The organism is Luteibacter sp. 9135, from assembly GCF_000745005.1.
Taxonomy (GTDB): Bacteria; Pseudomonadota; Gammaproteobacteria; order Xanthomonadales; family Rhodanobacteraceae; genus Luteibacter.
In genome coordinates, this window is record NZ_JQNB01000001.1 from 556,787 (window position 1) to 579,210 (window position 22,424).

The window sequence follows — 22,424 nt, forward strand, 5'->3', positions numbered from 1 at the left end:
TCGCCTTGAAACGCGAGTTGCTTACTGCAGCGTGTCGGACAGGATGCGCGGCGTCACGAAGATCAGCAGCTCCGCCTTGTTGTTACCGCGGTTGGTACGGCGGAACAGCACACCCAGGCCCGGGATGTCGCCGAGGCCCGGCACCTTGTCGGTCGTGTTGGTCTTGGTGATCTCGTAGATGCCACCCAGGACCACGGTCTGGCCGTTGTCGACCAGCACCGAGGTGTTGATCTCGCGGGTGTCGATCTGCGGCACCGAACCGCCGCCCGGGCTGGTGACGAACTGGGCCAGCGCATCCTTCTTGACGTTGATCTTGAGGTACACGCGGCTGTCGGCGGTGATCGTCGGGGTCACGCGCAGCTCGAGCACGGCATCCTTGAACTGCACGGTGGCGTTCTGCGCGCCACCGCCCGAGCTGGACGCCTGGTAGGTCACGTAGCCGATCTGCTGGCCCTGCTTGATGATCGCTTCCTGCTGGTTGGCCGTGATCACGCGCGGGCTGGAGATCAGTTCGCTGCGGCCTTCGGTCTGCGCGGCCGAAAGCTCCAGGTCCACCAGGTAGTTGGCACCCAGGATCGCCAGGCCGATGCTGCCCGACGGGTTGGACACCGGCAGGTTGACGTTGTAGCCGCCCGGCAGGGTGTACGGATCGCGGACCGGCAGCGTGCCCGTGCCGCCGTTGGCGTTGTACTGATTGACCGCGTTGCCGTAATTTACGTCACTGTTGCGGACACTGGTGACGAGGCCGCCGGCGCCACCGGCGGTGGTGCCGGTGCCGCCGCTGCTGAGGTCAGGCGACGTACCGACGACCTGGTTGGCGTTATTGTGGTTGAACGCCTGCACACCCCAGCGCACGCCCAGCTGGCGGGTGAAGGTATCGGTGGCCACGACGATGCGCGACTCGATCAGCACCTGCTGGACCGGGCGGTCGAGCGTGCCGATCAGCTCGCGCAGGTCGCGGATCTTGTCCGGCGTATCGTTGATCAGCAGCGTGTTGGTGCGGTCGTCGAACGACACGCTACCGCGGCCGGAGAGGAAACCGCGCGAGCCGCTGGTGGACGCGCCGCCGCCGGTGCTGGTCATGCTGCCCTGGGTCAGCAGCTTGGCGATGTCCTCGGCCTTGCCGTAGCTGATCGGGATGTAGTCGGAGACCAGCTCCGCGGAATCCTGCGCCTTCTGGCGGGCATCGGCGAGGCTCTGCTCGTAGCTGGCCAGTTCGGCCTGCGGGGCGATCCAGATGACGTTGCCGCTACGACGCTTGTCCAGGCCCTTGGCCCGCAGGATCACGTCCAGCGCCTGGTCCCACGGCGTGTTGACCAGCCGCAGCGTGACGCTTCCGCCCACGGTATCGGAAGCCACCAGGTTGAGCTTGGCCTCGTCGGCGATCAGCTGGAGGGCCGAGCGCACGGGGATGTCCTGGAAGTTGAACGTCAGGCGGGAACCCGAGTACGTCGGGTCCTGACCCTTGGCGGCCTTGCCGGCCATTGCGGCGGCCTTCTTGGGGGCCACTTCCACTACATAGTCGGCACCGCTCTGGTAGGCCGATACGTCCACGTCGCCCTTGGTGCGGATGTCGAGGCGGGCGCCGCCCGGCGACGCCTTGGACTCGATCGACTGCACCGGGGTGGCGAAGTCGAGCACGTCCAGGCGCTGGGCCAGCTTCGGCGGCAGCGACGAGCCGGCCAGGCTGACGATCACGTGGTCGCCCTCGCGGCGCATTTCCGGCGTGGTGCCGGTGCCGCCCAGCGTCACCATGACGCGGCCTTCGCCGTTCTGGCCACGACGGAAATCGATGTTGGACACCGGCGAGCCGGCGCTGGAAGGCAGCGCCTTGGTCGGGTCGGATACGGTGGCCGTGGTGGTGGTCGCGCTGGTCGGGCCGTTGTTCACGGTGACGAAGAGGGTCTTGCCTTCGGTACGCGTGCGGTAGGCCGACTCGCGGAACAGTTCCACCGTAACGCGGGTCTTGCCCGCCGCGGAGATCACCGACACGCCCTGGGTCGAACCCTTGCCGATATCGAGGTGACGGGTGCTGTAGGCATTGGTGGTGCCTGGCAGGTCGATAGCGATGCGGGGCGGGTTGTTGGTCGTGAAGACCTTCGGCGTCGGCGCCTGCTCCGAGAAGGCCAGTCGCAACTCGATGCGGCCGCCCGGCTGCGCGTCGTAGCTCACGTTCTGCAACGTGTTCTCCGCCGCGGCGGTGCCGGCAAAGGCACCTGCGACAGCCAGTGCAGCGCCCAGGATCCAGCGGCGCGTGCGGTGACGCGCGCTACCCGGCGGATGATTCAGTTTGGTCGTCATGTGCGTCATCCCCGAGTTCTTATTTTTCGCCGACCGCGATGCTTGCGGGGCGCTCCATCCAGCCGCCCGAGCCATTCGGCACCAGTTCGACCAGATCGATCCGATCCTCACCCACGGACGTGATACGACCGTAGGCCTGACCCATGTATTCGTTGCGATGGACACGATGGATCACGCCACCGGGATCCTTCACGAGCGCCTCCAGGCTGGCACCTGCACCCACCGTGCCAACCATCTTCAGGCTGTCGAGGCCGAACATCTCCAGCGGTTCCTTCGGCCGGTTTTCGTCCGGGCGCGGACCGCTGGCAACGTTGCTGTCCATTTCCGCCGTGCTGGGGCTGAACGGATCGCGCGCGCCCTGGTCCTGGTAGGCGAACGTCTCGAAGGTGCGGATCACGGGCAGTGGCGGGATGGGCTCGCCCTTCTTGTGCTTCTCGGCGTCCACCCACTCGCGCAGGTCGGACGTACCCTTGGTGCAACCGGCCAGCGAGAGCGCGCCGAACAGGGCGATCGCCAGCGGGCGGGTCAAGGCGTCATGGCGTTTCATCACGGCGTCGCCTTCTGCAGCTTGGATTTCGCCTGCGGGGTCTCGTCGTCCTCGAGGTAGCGATAGGTCTTCACGGTGCCCTGCAGCACCAGCTGGCCATTACCCGGATTCTTCGCGTCACCCGCCTTCGGGCTCAGCGACACGTCGTGCAGCGTCAGAATCACGACGCGGGGCAGCGAGGCCACCCCACTGATGAAGGTGCCGAACTGGTGGTAGGTGCCCACCATGCGCAGCGTGATCGGCTTCTCGGCGTAGAAGTCCTTGGGCGTTTCTGGACCGGGCTGGAACAGCTCCGTCTCGATGCCCGCGGCCAATGCCGTCTGCGAGATGTCGATCAGCAGCTCGGGCATTTCCGTCTTGCTGGGCAACTGGCGCAGCAGCGTACGCAGCATGTCCTGCATGTCGGACAGCTGCTGCTCCAGGGCCTCGAGGTTGGCCGACTTGGCCTGCTTCTGCGAGAACTGGCCTTTGAGGGTCTCTTCCTGCGATTCGGCGGAGGCCAGGTCGTCCTGCTGGCTGCTGATCTGGAAATACCAGCCGCCCAGCATCACCACGACGAAGACCAGGCCGGTGAAGAACGTCTTGATGGGCTTCGGCCAGCCGCCGACATTGTGCCGGTCCAGGTTGCGCAGATCGTCGAAGAACTTCATGGCTTGACTCCCGCCGAAGCGGCCGCGGCCGGCAGGGTAGCCGCCGGCGGCATCGTCGTGGCGGCGGACCTGGCGGGCGCCGTGGCGACGGGTGCCGGCGCGCCGGTGACCGCCTTCGCCGCCTGGGCCAGTGGCACGGGGACCGCGACGGCGGTCGGCATGGCCGCCGTCGAAGCGCCGGCCGGTGCGCCGTCCTGGGCGCTGTCGCCCGGGGTCTTCAGGTGCACGTCGAGGCCGAACGAATACGGCATGCGCGACGCGTCATGGGTGTTTTCGGTCTTGCGCAGGTCCGCATGGCCCATCCATGGCGACGCTTCCACGTTGCGCATGTACTCGGCGACGCTGGAGTTGGACTGCGCCACGCCGTCGAGCGACATGGAATCGCCGGACTGCTTCATGCCGGACAGGCGCGCGGACGCGGGGATGGTCTTCACCAGTTCGTCGAACAGGTGGACCATCTGCGAGCGGTTGGCCTGCAGCTCCTCGATGATCTGCTTGCGCTGGAGCAGGTCGGCGCGGACCTTTTCCAGGTCCTTGATCTTCTCGATACGGTCGTCGAGCTGCTTGATCTCGCTGGTCAGGTAGCTGTTCCGCTCGCTCTGGTTGTCGATCCGGGCATCCATCCACAGCGACCAGCCGATCAGCACGACCAAGGCGGCACCGAAGGCCAGGCCGAGCTGGATATAGAACTCCCGCTCGCGCTGCTTGCGGCGCTCGGCGCGCCAGGGAAGTAGGTTGATCCGTGCCATCAGTCGAAGCTCCTCATGGCGAGGCCGACGGCGATCATCAGCGCGGGGGCATCCTGGGCCAGCGTCTGGGCCTGCACGCGGTTGGACAGGGCCATGCGTGCCAGCGGGTTGGCGACGACGCAGGGCACGCCCAACTGCTGCTCGAGCAATTCAGTGATGCCGTCGATCGAGGCGCAGCCGCCGGCGAGCACCACCTGGTCCACGCGGCTGTATTCGCTGCCCGCGAAGAAGAACTGCAGCAGACGGCTGACCTGCTGCACCAGCGAGTCCTTGAACGGTTCCAGCGCTTCCATCTCGTACGATTCGGGCAGGCCGCCCTTGCGCTTGGCCCGGCCGGCTTCCTCGTAGGACAGGCCGTAGCGACGCATGATCTCGTCGGTCAGCTGCTTGCCGCCGAACACCTGCTCGCGCGAATAGATCGTGCGCTGGTTCTTCAGCACGGCCAGGGTGGTCATGGTGGCGCCGATATCGACGACGGCGACCAGGGCGTCGCGCGACACTGCGAGCTGGTCGGCGACCATGCCGAAAGCGTTCTCCATGGCGAAGGCCTCGACGTCGACCACGCGGGCGGTCAGGCCGCCCAGGTCGAGCGCGGCGATGCGCATGTCGACGTTCTCGGTGCGCGACGCCGCCAGGAGCACGTTGTTCATCTCGGGGTTGTCGCGGACCGGGCCCATCACCTCGAAGTCGAGGCTGACTTCCTCGATCGGGTAGGGAATGTACTGGTTGGCCTCGACCTGGATCTGCCCTTCGAGGTCGTCCTCGGACAGATCGGCCGACATGGGGATGATGCGGGTGATCACGGCCGAGCCCGCCACGGCGGCGGCCGCGTGCTTGAGCTTGGATCCGGACCGGGCCAGAGCGCGGCGAATGGCTTCGCCCACTGCCTCGACCTCGACGATGTTCTTTTCGACGACAGCGTTGGGCGGCAACGGCTCGACGGCATAATGCTCGACGCGGTAACGCCCACCGGCCTGACTGAGTTGTAGCAGCTTTACGGCGGTCGAACTGATATCGACACCGATGAGCGGCGCCGCTTTGGGTGTAAAGAGCCCCACGTTTCCCCCTTCCCCGCGCCTTGTCGGAATTGGTCTTCGGCGCGATGGCATTAGATCGAAATCTTAACGGATTGGCAACGGCCCGCTAGGGCCCTGCCGGCACCAATTCACAAATAGCGTCACTGGGTTAGCGAAAACCCCTCACCTTCCGTCGAACCCGGGGCGACCGCCCCACCTGACGGCGAAGCTCTATACTCCGCCACGACCCTCACGCCGGTGAACCCCTTCCTCCATGCGAATTCTCAAGCGTCTGCTGCGCATCGGGCTGTATCTCGCCCTGGCCGGCATCCTTTTCGTGGTAGGCGCCATCGGCGTCGCCTACTGGCTCCTGGCGCCGCGCCTTCCCTCCGTGGCGGTGCTACGTGATTACCACATGCAGGTTCCCTTACGAGTATTGAGCTCGGACGGACGCCTGATCGCCTCGTTCGGTGAGACCCGCCGTATCCCGGTGCACATCGCCGACGTGCCCGCGCGCCTCAAGAATGCCGTCTTATCGGCCGAAGACGGCGATTTCTACAGCCATCCCGGCGTCGATTGGCATGGCATCGCCCGCGCCGGCATCCATGTGATCCTGTCCGGCGGCGACAAGGGCCCGGGCGGTTCGACGATCACCCAGCAGGTGGCCCGCAACTTCTTCCTCAGCCCCGAGAAGCTCTACTCGCGCAAGCTGACCGAGGTGTTCATCGCCCTGCGCATGGAAAACGAGTTGACCAAGGACCAGATCCTCGAGTTGTACATCAACAAGATGTTCCTCGGGCACCGGTCCTACGGGCTGGCTGCCGCGGCCTCGTATTACTACGGCAAGACGCTCGACCAGCTGACCGTGGCCGAGTGCGCGTCGCTGGCGTCCACTTTCCAGTTGCCCTCGGTGGTCAACCCGCTGAACAACCCCACCCGCCTGGTCAACCGCCGGAACTGGGTGCTCGGCCAGATGCTCTCCAACCGCTTCATCACCAAGGCGGAATACGACGAGGCGGTGAAAGAGCCGAACGACGCCTTCCCGCACGAGCAGCAGATCGAGGTGGATGCCCCCTACCTGGCCGAGATGGTTCGCCAGCAGGTGCTGGAGAAACTGGGTAACGATGCGCTCACCGAGGGCTACGTCGTGCGTACCACGGTGCCGAGCGACAGCCAGGCGGCGGCCAACGACGCCCTGCGCGGGCGCCTGTCCGCCTACGATCGCCGCCACGGCTACCGTGGCCCGGAAGGCCACGAGGAACTGGCGGCACAGGCCGGTCCCGACGAATACGACCGGGTTCTCGCCGGCTACACGGGCGTGGCCGGCATGATGCCGGGCATCGTCACGGCCACGGGCGCGAAGGAGGCCACGGTGTACCTGTCCGCGAAGGAAACCGCGACCATCAGCCTGGAATCGATCGCCTGGGCCCGCCCCTATGTCAACGAAGGCCGTGCAGGTGCCGCGCCCACCCGGGTGGACAGCGTGCTCAAGCGGGGCGACATCGTCCGCCTGATCCGCAGCGAAAAGGACGACCTCTCCGAGAACGCCAGTGCGTCCGACACGGCCAAGGTCAGCACCGAGGCCCGTCCGGAACCGGCCAAGGGCCCCTGGCGCCTCACCCAGATCCCCGCCGTGCAGGCCGCCCTGGTCTCGCTGGATCCGGAAGACGGCGCCGTCCGTGCGCTGGTCGGCGGCTTCAGCTTCGTCCGCTCGAAGTTCAACCGCGCCGTCATGGCCGCCCGCCAGCCGGGCTCCAGCTTCAAGCCCTATCTGTATTCGGCGGCGTTCGAGCGCGGCTTCACGCCTGCTTCCATCGTCAACGATGCCCCGGTGGCCTTCCCCGACCCGTCACGCCCCGACGGCATGTGGACGCCGGCCAACGACGACGGCAAGTTCGCCGGCCCGATGCGCCTGCGCGAAGCCCTGGTCCAGTCGAAGAACCTGGTCTCGGTGCGCCTGCTGGATGCCATCGGCATCCGCTTCGCCCGCGATTACATGACGCGCTTCGGCTTCACGCCGGACGCCCTGCCGCAGAACCTGTCGCTCGCCCTGGGCACGGCCTCCGTCTCGCCGATGAGCATGGCGCGCGGTTACGCGGTGTTCGCCAACGGCGGCTACCTCATCACACCGTATTTCATCTCGCGGATCGACGACCGCGACGGCAAGCCGGTTTACGTGGCCAATCCCGAACGCGCCTGTGCCGAGTGCCAGGAGCGCATGCTGAACCCCACGCCGGCCGGCCCGCCCACCCAGGCATCTACGGCCCTGATCCCGGCCAAGCCCGCCGCCAGCAGTTCCGCGGCTGGTGTCGGTACCGGCGATGCCGTGCTGCCCGCCGACGCCCACGACAACACGGCGCAGGCGCCGAAGCTGGCGCCGCATGTGATCGACGTGCGCAACGACTACCTGATCACCTCGCTGATGCAGGACGTGATCAAGCGCGGTACCGGCTCGGCGGCACGTGCGCTCGGTCGCGACGACCTGGCAGGCAAGACCGGTTCCACCAACGATCACCGCGACGCCTGGTTCGTTGGTTTCAACGGCGACATCTCCACGGCCGTGTGGGTCGGCTTCGACGACTTCAGTTCGCTGGGTCGCGGCGAGTTCGGTGCCAAGGCGGCCCTGCCCATCTGGATGGATTACATGGGCGCGGTGCTGAAGGACAAGCCGTCACATACGCTGGCCATGCCCCCGGGCATCGCCACGGTGCAGATCGATCCCGGCTCCGGCCTGCCCTCGCCGGGCGGCATGAGCGAAGTCATGAAGGTGGAAGATGTCGACCGCCTGCGCGAGCAGGCCGCACAGAAGCAGGAAGAGGAACAGCAGGACCACGCCTACGACATCTTCTGACGGCACACGTACACATACACACCACACGGGGGTGAGTCATGGCACGAGGCGAACACCACAAGATCCATGCCCAGGACAGGGCCCAGCGGCATCGCGTCCTGGTCGCCCAAGAGGCGGCCCGCCTGATGAGCGAGCATGGCATCCGTGACTTCCACCACGCGAAGCTGAAGGCCGCGGAGCGGCTGGGTATCGTCGACACCCAGGCGCTGCCGCGCAACCACGAGATCGAGGACGCGCTGCGCGAGCACCAGCGCCTGTTCCAGGCCGACACACAACCCCAGGCCCTGCGGGCGCGCCGCGAGGCGGCGATCGAGGCGATGCGCTTCCTGCGCGGCTTCGATGCGCGACTGGTCGGTGCCGTGCTGGAAGGCACCGCCGACGACCACTCGGCCGTCTGCCTGCATCTGTTCAGCGACGATCCCGAGGCACCGGTCCTGTTCCTGCAGGAACAGGGTATTCCACTGGAAACCCAGACACGCCGGCTGCGTTGGTCCAACGACACGCAGAGCGAACACCCCGTTCTGCTGTTCGGCGCGGACGGCATCCCCTTCGACCTCACCGTGCTGCCCGTGGACGCCCTGCGCCAGGCCCCGCTCGACCGCGTGGACGAACGCCCCATGCGCCGCGCCACCGTGTCGATGGTCCAGGCCCTGCTAGCCGGGTAGGAGCGCACGATGTGCGCGAACCCCTGAACCCTGCTACGTCGAATGAAGCCGCCCCTCGCACAAATTAAGGCGTTTCCGAGCGCAAAACGAAGCAAACCCGGCGCCGACCGGGTTTACGGAAACGCTTGCGCATGCGGCCTGCAAGGTTCACCGGGCTCACGGAAACGCCTGCACATGCGGCCGTTCGGCTTCATTCGCGTGATGGGATCTGAGGGTTCGCGCACATGCGTGCGCTCCTACCGCGCTAAAAAAAAGGCCCGCATTTGCGGGCCTTTTTTTTAGCGCTTGTCGTTCGGGATGTAGTCGCGAACGTCGGCGCCGGTGTAGATCTGGCGGGGGCGGCCGATGCGCGCGCCCGGGGTTTCGTGCTGTTCGATCCAGTGGGCGATCCAGCCGGAGGTGCGCGCGATGGCGAACATCACGGTGAACATCTCGGTGGGGATGCCCAGTGCCTTGTAGATGATGCCGGAGTAGAAGTCGACGTTCGGGTAGAGCTTGCGCTCCACGAAGTAGTCGTCCTTCAGCGCGGCTTCTTCCAGCTTCATGGCGACGTCGAGCAGCGGGTCGTTGACGCCGAGCTCCTCGAGCACCTTGTGGCACATCTCGCGGATGATCTTCGCGCGCGGATCGAAGTTCTTGTAGACGCGGTGACCGAAGCCCATCAGGCGGAACGAATCGTTCTTGTCCTTCGCGCGCTTGACCGCGTTCTCGACCTTGTCGGCGGAGCCGATTTCCTCGAGCTGCTTCAGCACGGCTTCGTTGGCGCCGCCGTGCGCCGGGCCCCACAGCGCCGTGATACCCGCGGCGATGGACGCATACGGATTGGCGCCGGTGGAACCGACGAGGCGAACCGTGGACGTCGACGCGTTCTGCTCGTGGTCGGCATGCAGGATGAACAGCAGGTCGAGCGCCTTGGCGACTACCGGGTTCAGTTCGAGCGGCTCGCTCGGCACTTCGAACATCATGTGCAGGAAGCGGGTGACGTATTCGAGGTTGTTGCGCGGGTAACGCGTCGGCCAGCCGATCGAGTGACGGTAGATGGCGGCCGAGATGGTCGGCATCTTCGCGATAAGACGGACGGCGGCGAGCTTGCGGTCTTCCGGGTTATCGACATCGAGCTTGTCGTGATAGAACGCCGACAGCGACGCGATGGAACCGGCCAGCATGGCCATGGGATGCGCGTCGTGGTTGAAGCCACGCAGGAAGAACTTGAGGTTCTCGTGCATCATCGAGTGATGCGTGATGTCGTGCTCGAACGCGGCGTACTCGGTCTTGTTCGGCAGTTCGCCGTTGAGCAGCAGGTAGGAGGTTTCGAGGAAGGTGGACTTCTCGGCGAGCTGTTCGATCGGGTAGCCCCGATACAGCAGCACACCCTTGTCGCCGTCGATATAGGTGATGGCGCTCTTGGTGCTGGCGGTGCTGCCGTAACCCGGATCGTAGGTGAAGTAACCGGTGTCCTTGTACAGCGTGCCGATGTCGACGCACTCGGCGCCGAGCGTGCCGCCGATGACCGGCAGTTCGCTCACGGGCTTGTTGGATTCATCGACCAATTTGACGGTTTTGGCGTCGGACACGGCGAGCTCCTCTGTGCTTTGTTCCCGCCGCCTCCCCCTCGGGGAAAGCGACGTAGCCATGGTTGGGATAACGACCCCCTGGGGAAGGCGCCGTACCGGTCGCAACCCGCGACCGAAGTTCCCCATTATCACACAGAGGCCCTTCGAACGTCCGTTAGCCCGACGTGTAAACCGCGCACGCAAAAAGACACGGGGCAAGCCGTGGGCCTGCCCCGTGTCTTTTTATCCTCGCGACACGCCACCCCGCAGGCGGCGCGCGGATGATGTCGCTGCTTACTTCTTGCCGTAGCGCTGACGGAACTTGTCGACGCGACCGCCGACGTCCAGCGTCTTCTGCTTACCGGTATAGAACGGGTGCGAGTGGCTCGAGATATCGAGCTTGATCACCGGGTATTCGTTACCGTCTTCCCACTTGACGGTGTCCTTCGAGGACATCGTCGAACGCGTCAGGAACGCGAAATCGGAGGAAAGGTCCTGGAAGACCACCGGCTGGTACTTCGGATGGATGTTCTCTTTCATGGCTTGAACCTGAGAAATAGCGGGGTGAAAAGAGCGGCATTGTAGCCCGCACCCGGGGCCTTCGCAACCGGCGGCCCAGGAAACCTAGGTAGACGCGACCGGCGCGACGCCCAGCGCACCGGCGATCAAGTCGCCGAAGCGATCGTGGTCCACTTCCAGCACCACCCTGGCGTTGGGGCGCCCACCCAGCCGGCCCTGCCAATCCACCACGGTGGCGCCACGGGTCAGCCGCCCGTCCAGTTCGATGGCGACATGGCGGGTTTCCGCGCGGACGATCATCGCGGGGTCCAGCGCCACGGCCATGGCCAGCGCGTCGGCGGCGATGAAACCCGTGCGCTCGTGGGCGGCGTTGAAGCGGCGCGCCGTGCCGAAGATTTTCTCGAAGAAGGCGGCGCGGTGGTCGCCCGCCGCTACCCAGCGATCGTAGACCTCGTCGGGGAAGGCATGGCGGACCGTGGCCTCCCAGTCGACCAGGTCGAAACCCTGGAACGCCTCGAAGACGACGTGCGCGGCTTCCGGATCGAAGCCGATGTTGAACTCAGCGGGTATCCGGCCGGTGTTGCCGTGCCCCGTCACCGCGCCGCCCATGACCACCAGGCGCTTGACGCGTGCGGGAAACGAGGGATCGAGCCGCACGGCCAGGGCCAGGTTGGTCAACGGCCCCAGGGCCACCAGGGTCAACTCGCCCGGGCGCTCGCGGGTCAGGCGGATCAGGGCGAGGGCCGCGTGCTCGGCATGCGCCGTGTGGGCCGGCTCGACGAAGCCGACATCGCCGAAACCGTCCGCGCCATGCACGAACGCGGCGTCCTCGTCGGGGGCACGCACCAGCGGCGACGGGCAACCGGCGAACACCGGCGTGGTCGCGCCGATCAGCTCCACGAGGGTGCAGGCGTTGCGCACCGTGTGCGCCAGGCCGACGTTACCGGCGGCAACCGTCAGGGCGGTGACATCGGTGTGCGCATGGGCCATCAGGATGGCCAGCGCGTCGTCCACGCCGGGGTCGGTGTCGATCAGCAGCGGCAGTCGGGTCATCGGGGTATCGGTCCGTGGACGGCCGCACAGCATAACGCCGGCCGCCAGCTTCAGACAGCCTGGCGGGACGCCGCGTCGGCAGCGGCGAAGGCGAAACCGAGCTCGCCCGCCACCTGGGTCACCCCGGCGAGCACCCGATCCAGCGAGGGCGTGCGCGTGGCGATGCGCGGCCGGAGGTCCAGCGTGCAGGCGAGGCCGGCCTGGAGCAGGTCGGCATGCGCGACATGCAGCGTATCGGCCTGCGCCTGGCTCAGCAGCCCTTGCTCGCGCAGCACGTCGATCAGCGGACTGCTGGCCGGCGTATCCAGAATGGCGGGGCACGTGGCGGCATGCGCCAGCACCATGCCCTGCAGGATGAACTCGATGTCGATCAAGGCACCGCCGCCCTGCTTGAGATCGACATGGCCTGCGTCGGAACGATCACGCTCGCCACGCCAGCGGGCACGCATCGCGCTCACTTCCGCGAGAACGCGCTCGGCGTCACGCGGCGTGGCGAGGATGTCCCGGCGGATCTCGGCCAGCAGGCCACCGACGCGCGCATCCCCCGCCACCGGCCGGGCACGCAGCAGCGCCTGGTGCTCCCAGGTCCACGCACGGTCGCGCTGGTAGGCCTCGAAGGCATCCACGCTGGCCACGAGCAGACCCTTGGAGCCGTCCGGCCGCAGGCGCGTATCCACGTCGTAAAGCTTGCCGGCGTGGGTCTGCGCGCTCAGCCAGTGCATGACCCGCTGGGCCAGTCGCTGGTACCAGCGCGTGCCATCGACCGGACGGGGACCGTCGCTCATCGCGTTGGCGCGCTTGCCGTCGTAGACGAACACCAGATCGAGGTCGGAGGCGAAACCCAGTTCCTCACCACCGAGGCTGCCGTAGCCCAGCACCGCGAAACCGCTGCCCTCGCCGGGAAGGCGCCCGTGCTGCGCCGTCAGTTCCCGCGTGGCAAGGGCGAGCACCGCCGCGACCACCGCCTCCGCCAGGCCGGCCAGGCGCCGCGCGGTGGCCGTTGCGTCGGCACGCCCGTCGTTGAACGCCAGGCCCAGGCGGAACGCGATGCTGGAGCGGAATTCATTGATACGTTCCAGCTCGTGCTCCGCGTCGCGCTCGTCCAGCGTGCCGAGCGAACGGGCCATCTCCGCCGAGATGTCCGCGCGCTTCAGCGGCAACTGGTCGATGCGCGGATCGAGCACGTCGTCGAGCAGAAGCGGTTGCGCGATGACACGCTCGGCCAGGAACGCGCTGTCGGCGAAGACATGCGCTACGCGGCGACGTGCGCTGGGCTGTTCATCCAGCAGCGCCAGGTAGGACGATCGGCGCGCCACGGCCTGCACGAGACGAAGCATGCGCAACAGGCTGGCCGCTGGCGAGGCACTGCCCCGGGCCGCGCCGATCAGCTGCGGCATCAATCGCTCCAGCCGCTCGGACGAGCGTGCCGACATCGATCGCACCGACGCCGCGCGTGGCAGCTTCACCAGCTCCGCGGCCACATCGTGGCCCGGACGAAAACCCGAAGCTTCCAGTGTCTCCCCCACGAGCGATTCGTCTCTGGCGGCGTTCCATAACTCGACGTCGGCCGCCGGGGCCACCGCCTTGCCGCCGGCCTCCGGCACCAGCACCGCGGCGAACTCGGCGGACACCGCATCGCGATGGCCGGCCAGCACCTCCGCCAGCGCGTTCCACGAGGGGTAATTCATGCCCAGGGCAAGACGCTCGCGCGACAGCTCGTCGTCGGGAATATCGTGCGTCTGCGCGTCGCGCAGCATCTGCACGCGGTTCTCCAGCAGGCGCAGGAACAGGTAGGCCTCGCGCAACAGCTTTGCCCGCGCCGCCGGGATGTAACCTTTCGCCTCGCAGGCACGCAGGGCCGGCAGCAGCCCGCGCACGCGCAGGGCGGGGTCGCGCCCGCCGCGGATCATCTGGGTGAGCTGCACCACGAATTCGATTTCGCGGATACCGCCCGGCCCCAGCTTGAGGTTGCCGGCCAGGTCCTTGCGCGCGACTTCCGCGTCGATCAGCGACTTCATCTCGCGCAGACCGGCGAATGCCGTGTAATCGAGGTAACGCCGATACACGAACGGCCGCAACATGTCCTGTAGCTCGCGCCCGGCGACACGATCGCCGGCCACGGGACGCGCCTTGATCCAGGCATAACGTTCCCAGTCGCGGCCCTCGCGCTGGTAGTACTGCTCCATTGCGGCGAACGGTAGCGCGAGGCGCCCCGCGTTGCCGAACGGGCGCAGACGCAGGTCGACGCGGGCACAGATGCCGTCCACGGTGGGTTCGGCGAGCAGGCGCACCAGCTGGCGTGTCTCGCGGATGAAGTACTCGCCGTTGTCGAGGGGACGCGCGCCGTCGGTCTCGCCACCGGAGGCATAGGCCAACACGAGGTCGATATCGGAGGAAAAATTCAGCTCGTTGCCGCCCAGCTTGCCGAAACCGACCACCACCATGCGCTGCTCCACGCCGGCCGGGTCGCGCGGGCGGCCGTAGCGCGCATGCAGCGACTGCTCGGACCAGCGCAGGGCAGCCGACAACAACGTTTCGTAGAGCGCGCTCGTGGAGGCCAGGGTGTCGTCGACATCGTCCAGGCCATTGACGTCGCGAAATACGATGCGCAACGCCTCCGCATGCCGGAAGCGCCGCAGCATCGCCATGCAGCGCTCCTCGTCGGTAGGCAGGTCGAGCGAGGCGGCGCGGGTGCTGGCATCCGGATTGCCGCGAAGGCGCTCGAGGCCCGCAGGGGACAGCAGTTCAGGCTGGCGACGCAGCACATCGAACGCGAAATCCGAGGCCAGCAAGGTGCGACGGATGCGCTCGGCCACGCCGGCGTCGTCATGCAGCGGCACGCGCGCCGCGCGGCATGCCGCCATGACGTCGGCATAGCGATGGTCGATGAGGCCGCGGAGTTCGGGACTCTCGCGTGGCACTGGCGTGGAAGCATTCATAGGATGGTCATTGTGCCCGAGGCGGACCGGTCGCGGCCGGGTTCGCAAAACTGAGGTTTTTCTTGCGAATCATGACCTTTTTTGTCATGACATTTCGATGACCGCCTGACAACCGGTTCATGTCCATTACGTTACAGTCCCGATCCCCTCACGACGGGGGCGCGATACGAGGACGCTATGACTCTCCTTTCATCACATGGGCGTGACATCGCCGGACGGGTCGCCCTGCCGCTGTGCCTGGCGGTCGCGTTCGTCCTCTATACGGGATTTCTCGACGGCAATCCCGGCGTCGCCAGCAGCGCGTGGGCGGAGCGCCCCTGGCACCTGTTCGCCAATGCGCTGCCGGGGCTGTTGCTGGCCTCGCTGCTGCTGGTGCTCACCCGTCGCGCCTGGTTGTCCTTCGGCATCGCCTTCCTCGTCCAGGGTGCCGTCCTGGCGGTCAGCGCGATCAAGATGAAGAACCTGGGCTCGCCCCTGTTGCCGGCCGATTTCCGCATGGTGGGCCAGCTGAAGAACGGCGGCCTGCACCTCCTGGGCGGCTACCTGCCCGCCAGCCCGTTGCCCTACCTGGCCATCCTCGGCGTCGTCGCGCTGATCGTCCTGGTCGCCCGCGTCGAGCCACCGTTGTTCGCGAGGCGCACCCATGGCCGCCGCCTGGTCTCCGGGCTGGCCCTGTTCGCGTTGATCGGCACGCTGGCCGCGGGGGTGCCGGCCTGGTCGGCGATGTACAACAAGGACCGCCTGGGCATGCAGCCCTGGTCTGCCGCCTCCAACGCCGGATACAACGGCGTGGTCACCACGCTCATGCAGTTCCGCCTGCAGAACGCCGGCAAGAAGCAGAAGGCCGATCCGGCCGAAGCACAGCAGTTCCTCGCGGCCACCGATGCCCAGCTGCGCCAGCACATGACCAGCGCCGCGGCGAATGCGCGCCAGACACCGGACATCGTGGTGATCCAGAGCGAGTCGTTCTTCGATCCCGCCGTCATTCGCGGCATCGAGCACGAGGATTTCGCACCAAACCTACACCGTCTGGCCCAGCACGCCAGCACAGGGCAACTGCACGTGCCCACGTTCGGCGGCGGCACCATCCGCACGGAGTTCGAGGTACTGACGGGGCTGTCGCTGCGCTACTTCCCGACCATGCAGTTTCCTTACCTGCAGATGCAGGCCGGTGTCATGCCGGGCATGGTCCGCGTCCTGCGCTCGCATGGCTACGAGACCGTCGCCGTGCACGGCAACGATGCCGGGTTCTGGAACCGCACCGCGGCGTTCAAGTCGCTGGGCTTCGACCGTTTCGTATCGCAGCCGGACTTCCCGAAGGGCGTCCGCAAGGATGGCGAATACATGGCCGACAGCGCCATGACCGATGAAATCATGAGCCAGCTGAAAGAGGCCGGCCCACCGCGATTCGTCTTCGCCATCAGCATGGAAGCCCATGGCCCCTACGACAAATCGGTAAACATCGACACGAAGGAACGCGACGCCATCCCCGTGCCAGAGGGCATCAGCGACGACGCCAAGCTGCAGCTGCGTAATTACATCTATCACATGCGCCATGCCGACGCGGAACTGGGGCGCCTTGCCGCGCTACTGCGACAGCGCGAGCGTCCGACACTGCTACTGTTCTACGGCGATCACCTTCCGGCACTGGTGGAAACCTACGACAAGGCCGGGTTCGTCGATGGCAAGACGATGCTGACGCAGACCGTACCCTACGTATTGATCGACGCGCACGATGACGGCCCGGCACCGGTCAAGGCCGACCTGGCCGCCTGGATGTTGCCCGGCAAGCTGCTGGAACAGGCCGGGATACACGACGACCCCTACTTCGCACTCACGCAGGTGGTCGGCCAGCAACTGGCCTCGCTCACCCATGCGCCGGATGCTACCGAGGCGGCCGAAGACGACAGCCAGTCGTTCACCGATACGTCGATGAAAAACATCGCGATGTTGCGCATGAAACGCAAGCTGGAGCCGCTGGTCGCCAGTTACGCGACACCGGCCGCGGAGACCGCCGTCCGTCGCCCGGGCGAGACCGGCCCCGCCACGGAATCCGCCGCCGGAGCCGGCCAGTAGCGGCATCGCAATATGTTGCGCATGCGTGCCGAATTTACAGTCCGATAGTACGGGCGCATGGATCATCCGGTGCCCTGGATCACAGAACACCTGTAAGTGCAGGCATAGCGTGGTGACGCACCGTCCACGGTGCGGGAGCCGGGGGGCGCGCGCCGACCATCGTTGGTCGACGGCACAGGGACGACGCCCTTTCATTACAGGAGTCGTACGCATGAAGAGGTTCGCTTCCATCGGCCGGATCGTGGCGCGCTCCGGCATCGTTGCCGTGATGTTCTCTTTCGCATGGGCCGCCAGCGCGTTTGACGTATCGCCCCCAACATCCCACGTCGAGCTCACACGCGTCGGCTCGATGCCGACCAGCGCGAAGCCGGCCGGTATTCCGGATGATTACGTCATTACACCCAACGGCTATTTCTCTCCCGACTGCGTCGCCACGGTACACACCGGCGATGAGTTGCAACGAAACGGCATGATCCGCCGCGCCTCGGGAACCATGGAAACGGCGGCCACCTGCGGCAAGCCCAATTACACGCTGCAAGGCGAGCGCGTCGAAGCCGACGGTCGCCATGTGCTACGTAGCGCATCCACCCCGCCACCGGAGCAAAGTGGCTGGGTGCAGGCGGCCAACTACACCAGCAGCACGCCGATCGGACGCATCGTCGCCACGTGGACCGTACCCAACGCTCCGACGACGAAGGACGATCAGGTCATCTATTTCTTCCCGGGCCTGGAGCAACTGCCGACGGTGCAATCCATCCTGCAACCCGTACTGGGATGGAACGGCTACAACGACAAGGCCTGGACCCTCGCCAGCTGGAACTGCTGCGTCGACGGCACGACGTATCACAGCGATCCGATTCCCGCGCGCGTCGGCGATACGGTGGTGGGCGACACATATTCCACGTGCGCCGCGGGTCAGGCCTGCTCGACATGGAAGATCGATTCACGCAACACCACCACGGGCAAGACCAGCTCGCTGACCACCAACCCCTATGCCGACCTGACCTGGGTCTTCGGTGGCGTGCTGGAGGTCTATAACGTCTCCACGTGTGGCGAGTACCCCGGCGGCCCGATCACCTTCAGCAACATCCAGGTATACGACCGCAACAACACACGCGTTGCCTCGCCACCGTGGAAGGGCTTCAGCACCTCCGGCATCAATCCGCAGTGCAATTACGGACTGAGCACCACGGCCACGTCGGCGACGATCTCGTATTGAGTCCAGCGCCGTCCGCGACGACGATCACAGCGCCTGATCGTCGTCGTGATAGCTGAAGGGCCAACTTTCGTCGGTCGGGTCGATCCGCACGATGGGGAGCAGGCGTCCTGTCGCTTCGTAGAAATCCGCCCGACTGGTGCGGACCCACTGCAAGGCACCCGCATCCGTATCCAGGAAGAACAGCGCCTCGATCGGCAGCCGGTCCGGGATATCCTGCGGCCACTCAGCCATCATGACCTCCATGTAACGTCGCGACGGAATTTCGAGACGACCACGCTGCCTGGCAAGGACGGCCAGATCGAACGAAAAGGCGTCGACACCGAACGCGCACTGGTGCAGCGCACGTCGACGAAACGCATCCGGCGGGTTCTCTGGTTCGGGTGCCACCGACAGGTAATGCCGGGCGAATGCGTCCGCTGTCACGATGCCCTGCTCCAGGCAGGGCCGGCTATCGACCGGATAGTCCAGCGACGCGCTACATCCGTAGGTTCCGCGATCGATGCCGGTGATCGCGTCGTACGGATAGACACACTGCATCTGCAGCCCATAACGACCATCCGCCGACCAGTGCTCCGCCGCCGCGACGATGAAACCGTACGTGCCGAAGAGTTCCAGCGACCCAACATCAGCGCGGAAGTAGCTGAACGACACACCACGATAGGCGTCGGCCGGATTGGGATTCCAGAAAGGGTAGGCGGGCGAATACACGGTCGTGCGCAACAGCACGCCGTTGCAGTAGAACGCCGCCTGCGTACCCTCCGTGCAGGCCGTTCGCACATCTGCATAACGTGCGTTGAGCGCACTCGCCACGTCATCTCCGGCCGAACGGCGCGGCGCAAGCGGGCCGGGGGACAGCCCGCACCCGGCGGCCATTGCCATCGCCGCCAGGGGAAACATCCATGAAGTCCATGCCATGAGCCCGATCTCCTCGATTCATCGACGCAAGCGCCGCACCGGCAGCTAGTCGTGCAAGGTGACCGGCGTACCGGGACCCGTGGTCTTACGCGCCGCGATGCGCCGGGACGCGGCATCGTCTGGCGTTCCCTGATCGTCCGCGTGGAAGCTGAAAGGAGGGTCGCTGAGTGAGGTCGTCATGCGCAGGATCGGAAGCAGCCGACCGGCCTGGACAAAAAAATCGGCCTGCATCGCCCTGGCCTGCCGCAAGCTCGCCGACGTGGGTGCGCGCCCCTCGACAAAGACATACAGGGCTTCGATGGGGAGTTTCTGCGGGATGTCCTGCGGCCAGGTACCGATGACCTGCTCGGTGTATCGCTGCCACTCGTCCTCCTCGAGCAACCCGCCCTTGCGTGCATGAATGCTCAACTGGAACGCGCGCGCATCGACGCCAAACGCGCATTGGTGCGTCTGCCGGGCAACGTAGTTGGATCCGCCACTGAGATAGTGCGCGGCGAAGGCCTCCACGGTCTCGATGCCTTGCTCGCCGCAGGGCCCGCTATCCTTCAGACCGCGGTGTGCGCCACACCCATGGATACCCCTTTGCGCGCCCGTATATCCGTCGAAGGCAAACGAGCAATACATCTCCAGCACTGGCGCGCCCGCGCGCGCCCAATCGTCCGCGGGACCGAAGACATAGCCCTGATCCTGGAATGACCGACGAATGCCGACATCCTTCCGCAGGTAGCTGAAGGACACGCCGGTATAATTCGGGTCCACCTTGTTGTTCCAGAAGTAGTACGGACTGGCCCAGATGACGCCGCGATAGATGACGCCACTGCAGAAGTAAGCCGCGTTTCCGTCAGTGCATGTACTGCGCACGTCCTCGTAGCGTGCGTTGAGCCGCTCCGCCAGCGCCTCTCCAGCGCCGGTAGCAGCCGATGTCGTGGCGACGGAGACCGCGACAGGCGTAGCGCTCTCGTGGCTCCCGCGCTCCACCGCGACCTGGGCACACCCTGCGATGAGCAGTGCACAGGTGAGCGGCACCCACCATCCCTTGCTGTTTTTCATGACGACATTCCGTGTCTTCGGGGACTTCATTGATAACACTTGAAAGCCATGCCGGACGACGACCACCGGACCGTTCGCTATGTCGATCCGGCCAGCCGCGCCGCAACAGGTTGAATGGACTGAAATACACGATGCGAAATGCATAAAAAAAGGAGCCCCGCATCGCGGGGCTCCCTTGTTCCGTACCGTGTGCGGCGGAGCTTAGAAGTCCATACCGCCCATGCCACCCATGCCGCCGCCCGGGCCACCGTGGCCGCCGCCGTCGTCCTTCTTCGGCACTTCGGTCACGGCCGCTTCGGTCGTGATGATCGAGCCGGCGACCGAGGCCGCGAACTGCAGGGCCGAACGGGTCACCTTGGTCGGGTCCAGGATGCCGAAGGCGATCATGTCGCCGAACTCGCCGGTCGCGGCGTTGTAGCCGAAGTTGCCTTCGCCGGCCTTGACCTGGTTGACGATGACCGACGCTTCTTCACCGGCGTTGGTGACGATGGCGCGCAGCGGGGCCTCCAGCGTGCGACGGGTGATCGCGATGCCGAGGTCCTGGTCGGTGTTCTTGCCCTTCAGGCCTTCCAGCGCCTTCAGTGCACGGATCAGCGCGACGCCGCCGCCCGGGACCACGCCCTCTTCGACGGCTGCGCGCGTGGCGTGCAGGGCATCTTCGACGCGGGCCTTCTTTTCCTTCATCTCGACTTCCGTCGCGGCGCCGACCTTGATGACGGCCACGCCGCCGGCCAGCTTGGCCACGCGCTCCTGCAGCTTCTCACGGTCGTAGTCCGACGAGGTTTCTTCGATCTGCGCCTTGATCTGCTTGATGCGCGACTGGATGCCTTCGGCATCGCCGGCACCGTCGATGATCGTGGTGTTTTCCTTGGTGATCACGACGCGCTTGGCGCGGCCCAGATCGGTGATGGTGGCCTTGTCGAGCGCCAGACCCACTTCCTCGGAGATGACCGTGCCGCCCGTGAGGTTGGCGATGTCTTCCAGGATGGCCTTGCGACGATCGCCGAAGCCCGGCGCCTTGACGGCGGCGACCTTGACGATACCGCGGATGGTGTTGACGACGAGGGTGGCAAGGGCTTCGCCCTCGACTTCCTCGGCCACGATCAGCAGCGGCTTGGCGGCCTTGGCGACGGCTTCGAGCACCGGCAGCAGTTCACGGACGTTGGAGATCTTCTTGTCGTGGATGAGGATGAACGGATCGTCCAGTTCAACCTGCTGCGACTGCTGGTTGTTGATGAAGTACGGCGAGAGGTAGCCGCGGTCGAACTGCATGCCTTCGACGACGTCCAGCTCGTTCTCGAGGCCCGAGCCTTCCTCGACCGTGATCACGCCTTCCTTGCCGACCTTGCCCATCGCCGTGGCGATGATGTCGCCGATGTTCGCATCGGAGTTGGCCGAGATGGTGCCGACCTGGGCGATGGCCTTGTCGTCGGCGGTGGGGTTGGAGAGCTTCTTCAGCTCGCCGACCGCCGCGATGACAGCCTGGTCGATACCGCGCTTGAGGTCCATCGGGTTGATGCCCGCGGCCACGGCCTTGAGGCCTTCCTGGATGAACGCCTGGGCGAGGACGGTCGCGGTCGTGGTGCCGTCACCGGCCACGTCGGAGGTCTTCGAGGCGGCTTCCTTCACGATCTGCGCGCCGATGTTCTCGTACTTGTCGGCGAGTTCGATTTCCTTCGCGACCGAGACGCCGTCCTTGGTGACGGTCGGGGCGCCGAAGCTCTTCTCGAGCACGACGTTACGGCCCTTCGGCCCCAGGGTGACCTTGACGGCGTTGGCGAGGGTGTTGACACCCTTCAGCATGCGGGCGCGGACGTCTTCGCCGAAGCGGACTTCTTTAGATGCCATGATCGTTGAATCCTTGGATATTTAGATAAGAGAAAACGCGGTGGACGAGGCGAGCTGAGCTCAGCCTTCCAGGACCGCCACGATGTCGTCTTCCTTCAGGAAGACCAGCTCTTCGCCGTCGACCTTGATTTCCTGGCCGGCGTACTTGCCGAACAGGACCACGTCGCCTTCCTTCACGCCCATCGGGCGGAGCTGGCCGCTGGCGAGCAGCAGGCCGGTACCGGCGGCGATGACCTTGCCGCGGGTGGGCTTCTCGGTGGCGCTGTCGGGGATGACGATGCCACCGGCCGAGACGCGCTCTTCTTCGAGACGCTTGACGATGACGCGATCGTGCAGCGGGCGCAGTTTGCTCATGACTTCTCCAAACATATGTTTGACGGGAAAGGATTTGTTACCACCCTGTTAGCACTTGGCCAGGGTGAGTGCCAGAATTTTAGCCAGAAGAATGCGTCAACCGGAAGTCTTTCTGGATG

17 protein-coding genes are annotated in these 22,424 nt (G+C 65.9%); 4 read left to right on the forward strand and 13 right to left on the reverse strand.

Features of this window, described 5'->3' with window-relative positions; all coding sequences use genetic code 11:
- Positions 1-21: 21 nt before the first annotated feature.
- The 5 genes from pilQ to FA89_RS02515 are packed head-to-tail and all read right to left on the reverse strand — an operon-like array spanning position 22 to position 5,305.
- Positions 22-2,301, reverse strand: coding sequence for a type IV pilus secretin PilQ (pilQ, locus tag FA89_RS02495; RefSeq protein ID WP_051938475.1), 2,280 nt, complete (start codon positions 2,299-2,301; stop codon positions 22-24).
- A gap of 19 nt (positions 2,302-2,320) precedes the next feature.
- Positions 2,321-2,848: a pilus assembly protein PilP gene (locus FA89_RS02500; RefSeq protein WP_036137885.1), complete on the reverse strand. Its 528-nt coding sequence runs from the start codon at positions 2,846-2,848 to the stop codon at positions 2,321-2,323.
- Positions 2,848-3,498, reverse strand: coding sequence for a type 4a pilus biogenesis protein PilO (locus FA89_RS02505; protein ID WP_036137887.1), 651 nt, complete (start codon positions 3,496-3,498; stop codon positions 2,848-2,850). The genes FA89_RS02500 and FA89_RS02505 overlap by 1 nt, the downstream gene beginning before the upstream one ends.
- Positions 3,495-4,247 (reverse strand): PilN domain-containing protein, encoded by a 753-nt coding sequence (locus FA89_RS02510; RefSeq protein WP_036137889.1) that lies wholly within the window; start codon positions 4,245-4,247, stop codon positions 3,495-3,497. Before FA89_RS02510 ends, FA89_RS02505 begins: the two co-directional genes overlap by 4 nt.
- Positions 4,247-5,305: a pilus assembly protein PilM gene (locus tag FA89_RS02515; RefSeq protein WP_036137892.1), complete on the reverse strand. Its 1,059-nt coding sequence runs from the start codon at positions 5,303-5,305 to the stop codon at positions 4,247-4,249. Before FA89_RS02515 ends, FA89_RS02510 begins: the two co-directional genes overlap by 1 nt.
- 232 nt (positions 5,306-5,537) lie before the next feature.
- On the opposite strand from FA89_RS02515, the gene FA89_RS02520 reads away from it, so the two are divergent.
- Positions 5,538-8,114: a penicillin-binding protein 1A gene (locus FA89_RS02520; RefSeq protein ID WP_036137894.1), complete on the forward strand. Its 2,577-nt coding sequence runs from the start codon at positions 5,538-5,540 to the stop codon at positions 8,112-8,114.
- Positions 8,115-8,152: 38 nt separating this feature from the next.
- Positions 8,153-8,779 (forward strand): hypothetical protein, encoded by a 627-nt coding sequence (locus FA89_RS02525; protein WP_036137897.1) that lies wholly within the window; start codon positions 8,153-8,155, stop codon positions 8,777-8,779.
- Positions 8,780-9,057: 278 nt separating this feature from the next.
- Here the strand turns inward: FA89_RS02525 and FA89_RS02530 are convergent, their stop codons facing one another.
- The 4 genes from FA89_RS02530 to glnE form a co-directional block, all read right to left on the reverse strand.
- Entirely contained in the window at positions 9,058-10,353 is a 1,296-nt protein-coding gene (locus FA89_RS02530) for a citrate synthase (RefSeq protein ID WP_036137900.1), read from the reverse strand.
- A 273-nt stretch (positions 10,354-10,626) separates the two neighbouring features.
- Entirely contained in the window at positions 10,627-10,872 is a 246-nt protein-coding gene (locus FA89_RS02535; protein ID WP_036137903.1) for a type B 50S ribosomal protein L31, read from the reverse strand.
- Positions 10,873-10,956: 84 nt separating this feature from the next.
- Entirely contained in the window at positions 10,957-11,904 is a 948-nt protein-coding gene (locus FA89_RS02540) for a nucleoside hydrolase (protein WP_036137905.1), read from the reverse strand.
- Positions 11,905-11,954: 50 nt separating this feature from the next.
- Complete coding sequence (glnE, locus tag FA89_RS02545) at positions 11,955-14,843, reverse strand: bifunctional [glutamate--ammonia ligase]-adenylyl-L-tyrosine phosphorylase/[glutamate--ammonia-ligase] adenylyltransferase (protein WP_036137908.1); 2,889 nt, start codon at positions 14,841-14,843, stop codon at positions 11,955-11,957.
- A gap of 177 nt (positions 14,844-15,020) precedes the next feature.
- Here glnE and FA89_RS02550 point away from each other — a divergent pair, with 177 nt between their 5' ends.
- Complete coding sequence (locus FA89_RS02550) at positions 15,021-16,919, forward strand: LTA synthase family protein (protein WP_036137911.1); 1,899 nt, start codon at positions 15,021-15,023, stop codon at positions 16,917-16,919.
- A gap of 211 nt (positions 16,920-17,130) precedes the next feature.
- Complete coding sequence (locus FA89_RS20535) at positions 17,131-18,138, forward strand: hypothetical protein (RefSeq protein ID WP_240003842.1); 1,008 nt, start codon at positions 17,131-17,133, stop codon at positions 18,136-18,138.
- A 24-nt stretch (positions 18,139-18,162) separates the two neighbouring features.
- On the opposite strand, the gene FA89_RS02560 is transcribed toward FA89_RS20535, so the two are convergent.
- From FA89_RS02560 to FA89_RS02575, 4 genes are all read right to left on the reverse strand, one after another.
- Positions 18,163-19,053 carry a hypothetical protein gene (locus FA89_RS02560; RefSeq protein ID WP_185754204.1) on the reverse strand — a complete coding sequence of 297 codons (891 nt, stop codon included), beginning with the start codon at positions 19,051-19,053 and terminating at the stop codon, positions 18,163-18,165.
- Between the two features lie 45 nt (positions 19,054-19,098).
- Positions 19,099-20,103 carry a hypothetical protein gene (locus FA89_RS02565; protein ID WP_036137917.1) on the reverse strand — a complete coding sequence of 335 codons (1,005 nt, stop codon included), beginning with the start codon at positions 20,101-20,103 and terminating at the stop codon, positions 19,099-19,101.
- Positions 20,104-20,304: 201 nt separating this feature from the next.
- Positions 20,305-21,951 carry a chaperonin GroEL gene (gene groL / locus FA89_RS02570; protein WP_036137918.1) on the reverse strand — a complete coding sequence of 549 codons (1,647 nt, stop codon included), beginning with the start codon at positions 21,949-21,951 and terminating at the stop codon, positions 20,305-20,307.
- A 60-nt stretch (positions 21,952-22,011) separates the two neighbouring features.
- Positions 22,012-22,305 (reverse strand): co-chaperone GroES, encoded by a 294-nt coding sequence (locus tag FA89_RS02575; RefSeq protein ID WP_036110126.1) that lies wholly within the window; start codon positions 22,303-22,305, stop codon positions 22,012-22,014.
- Positions 22,306-22,424 lie beyond the last annotated feature (119 nt).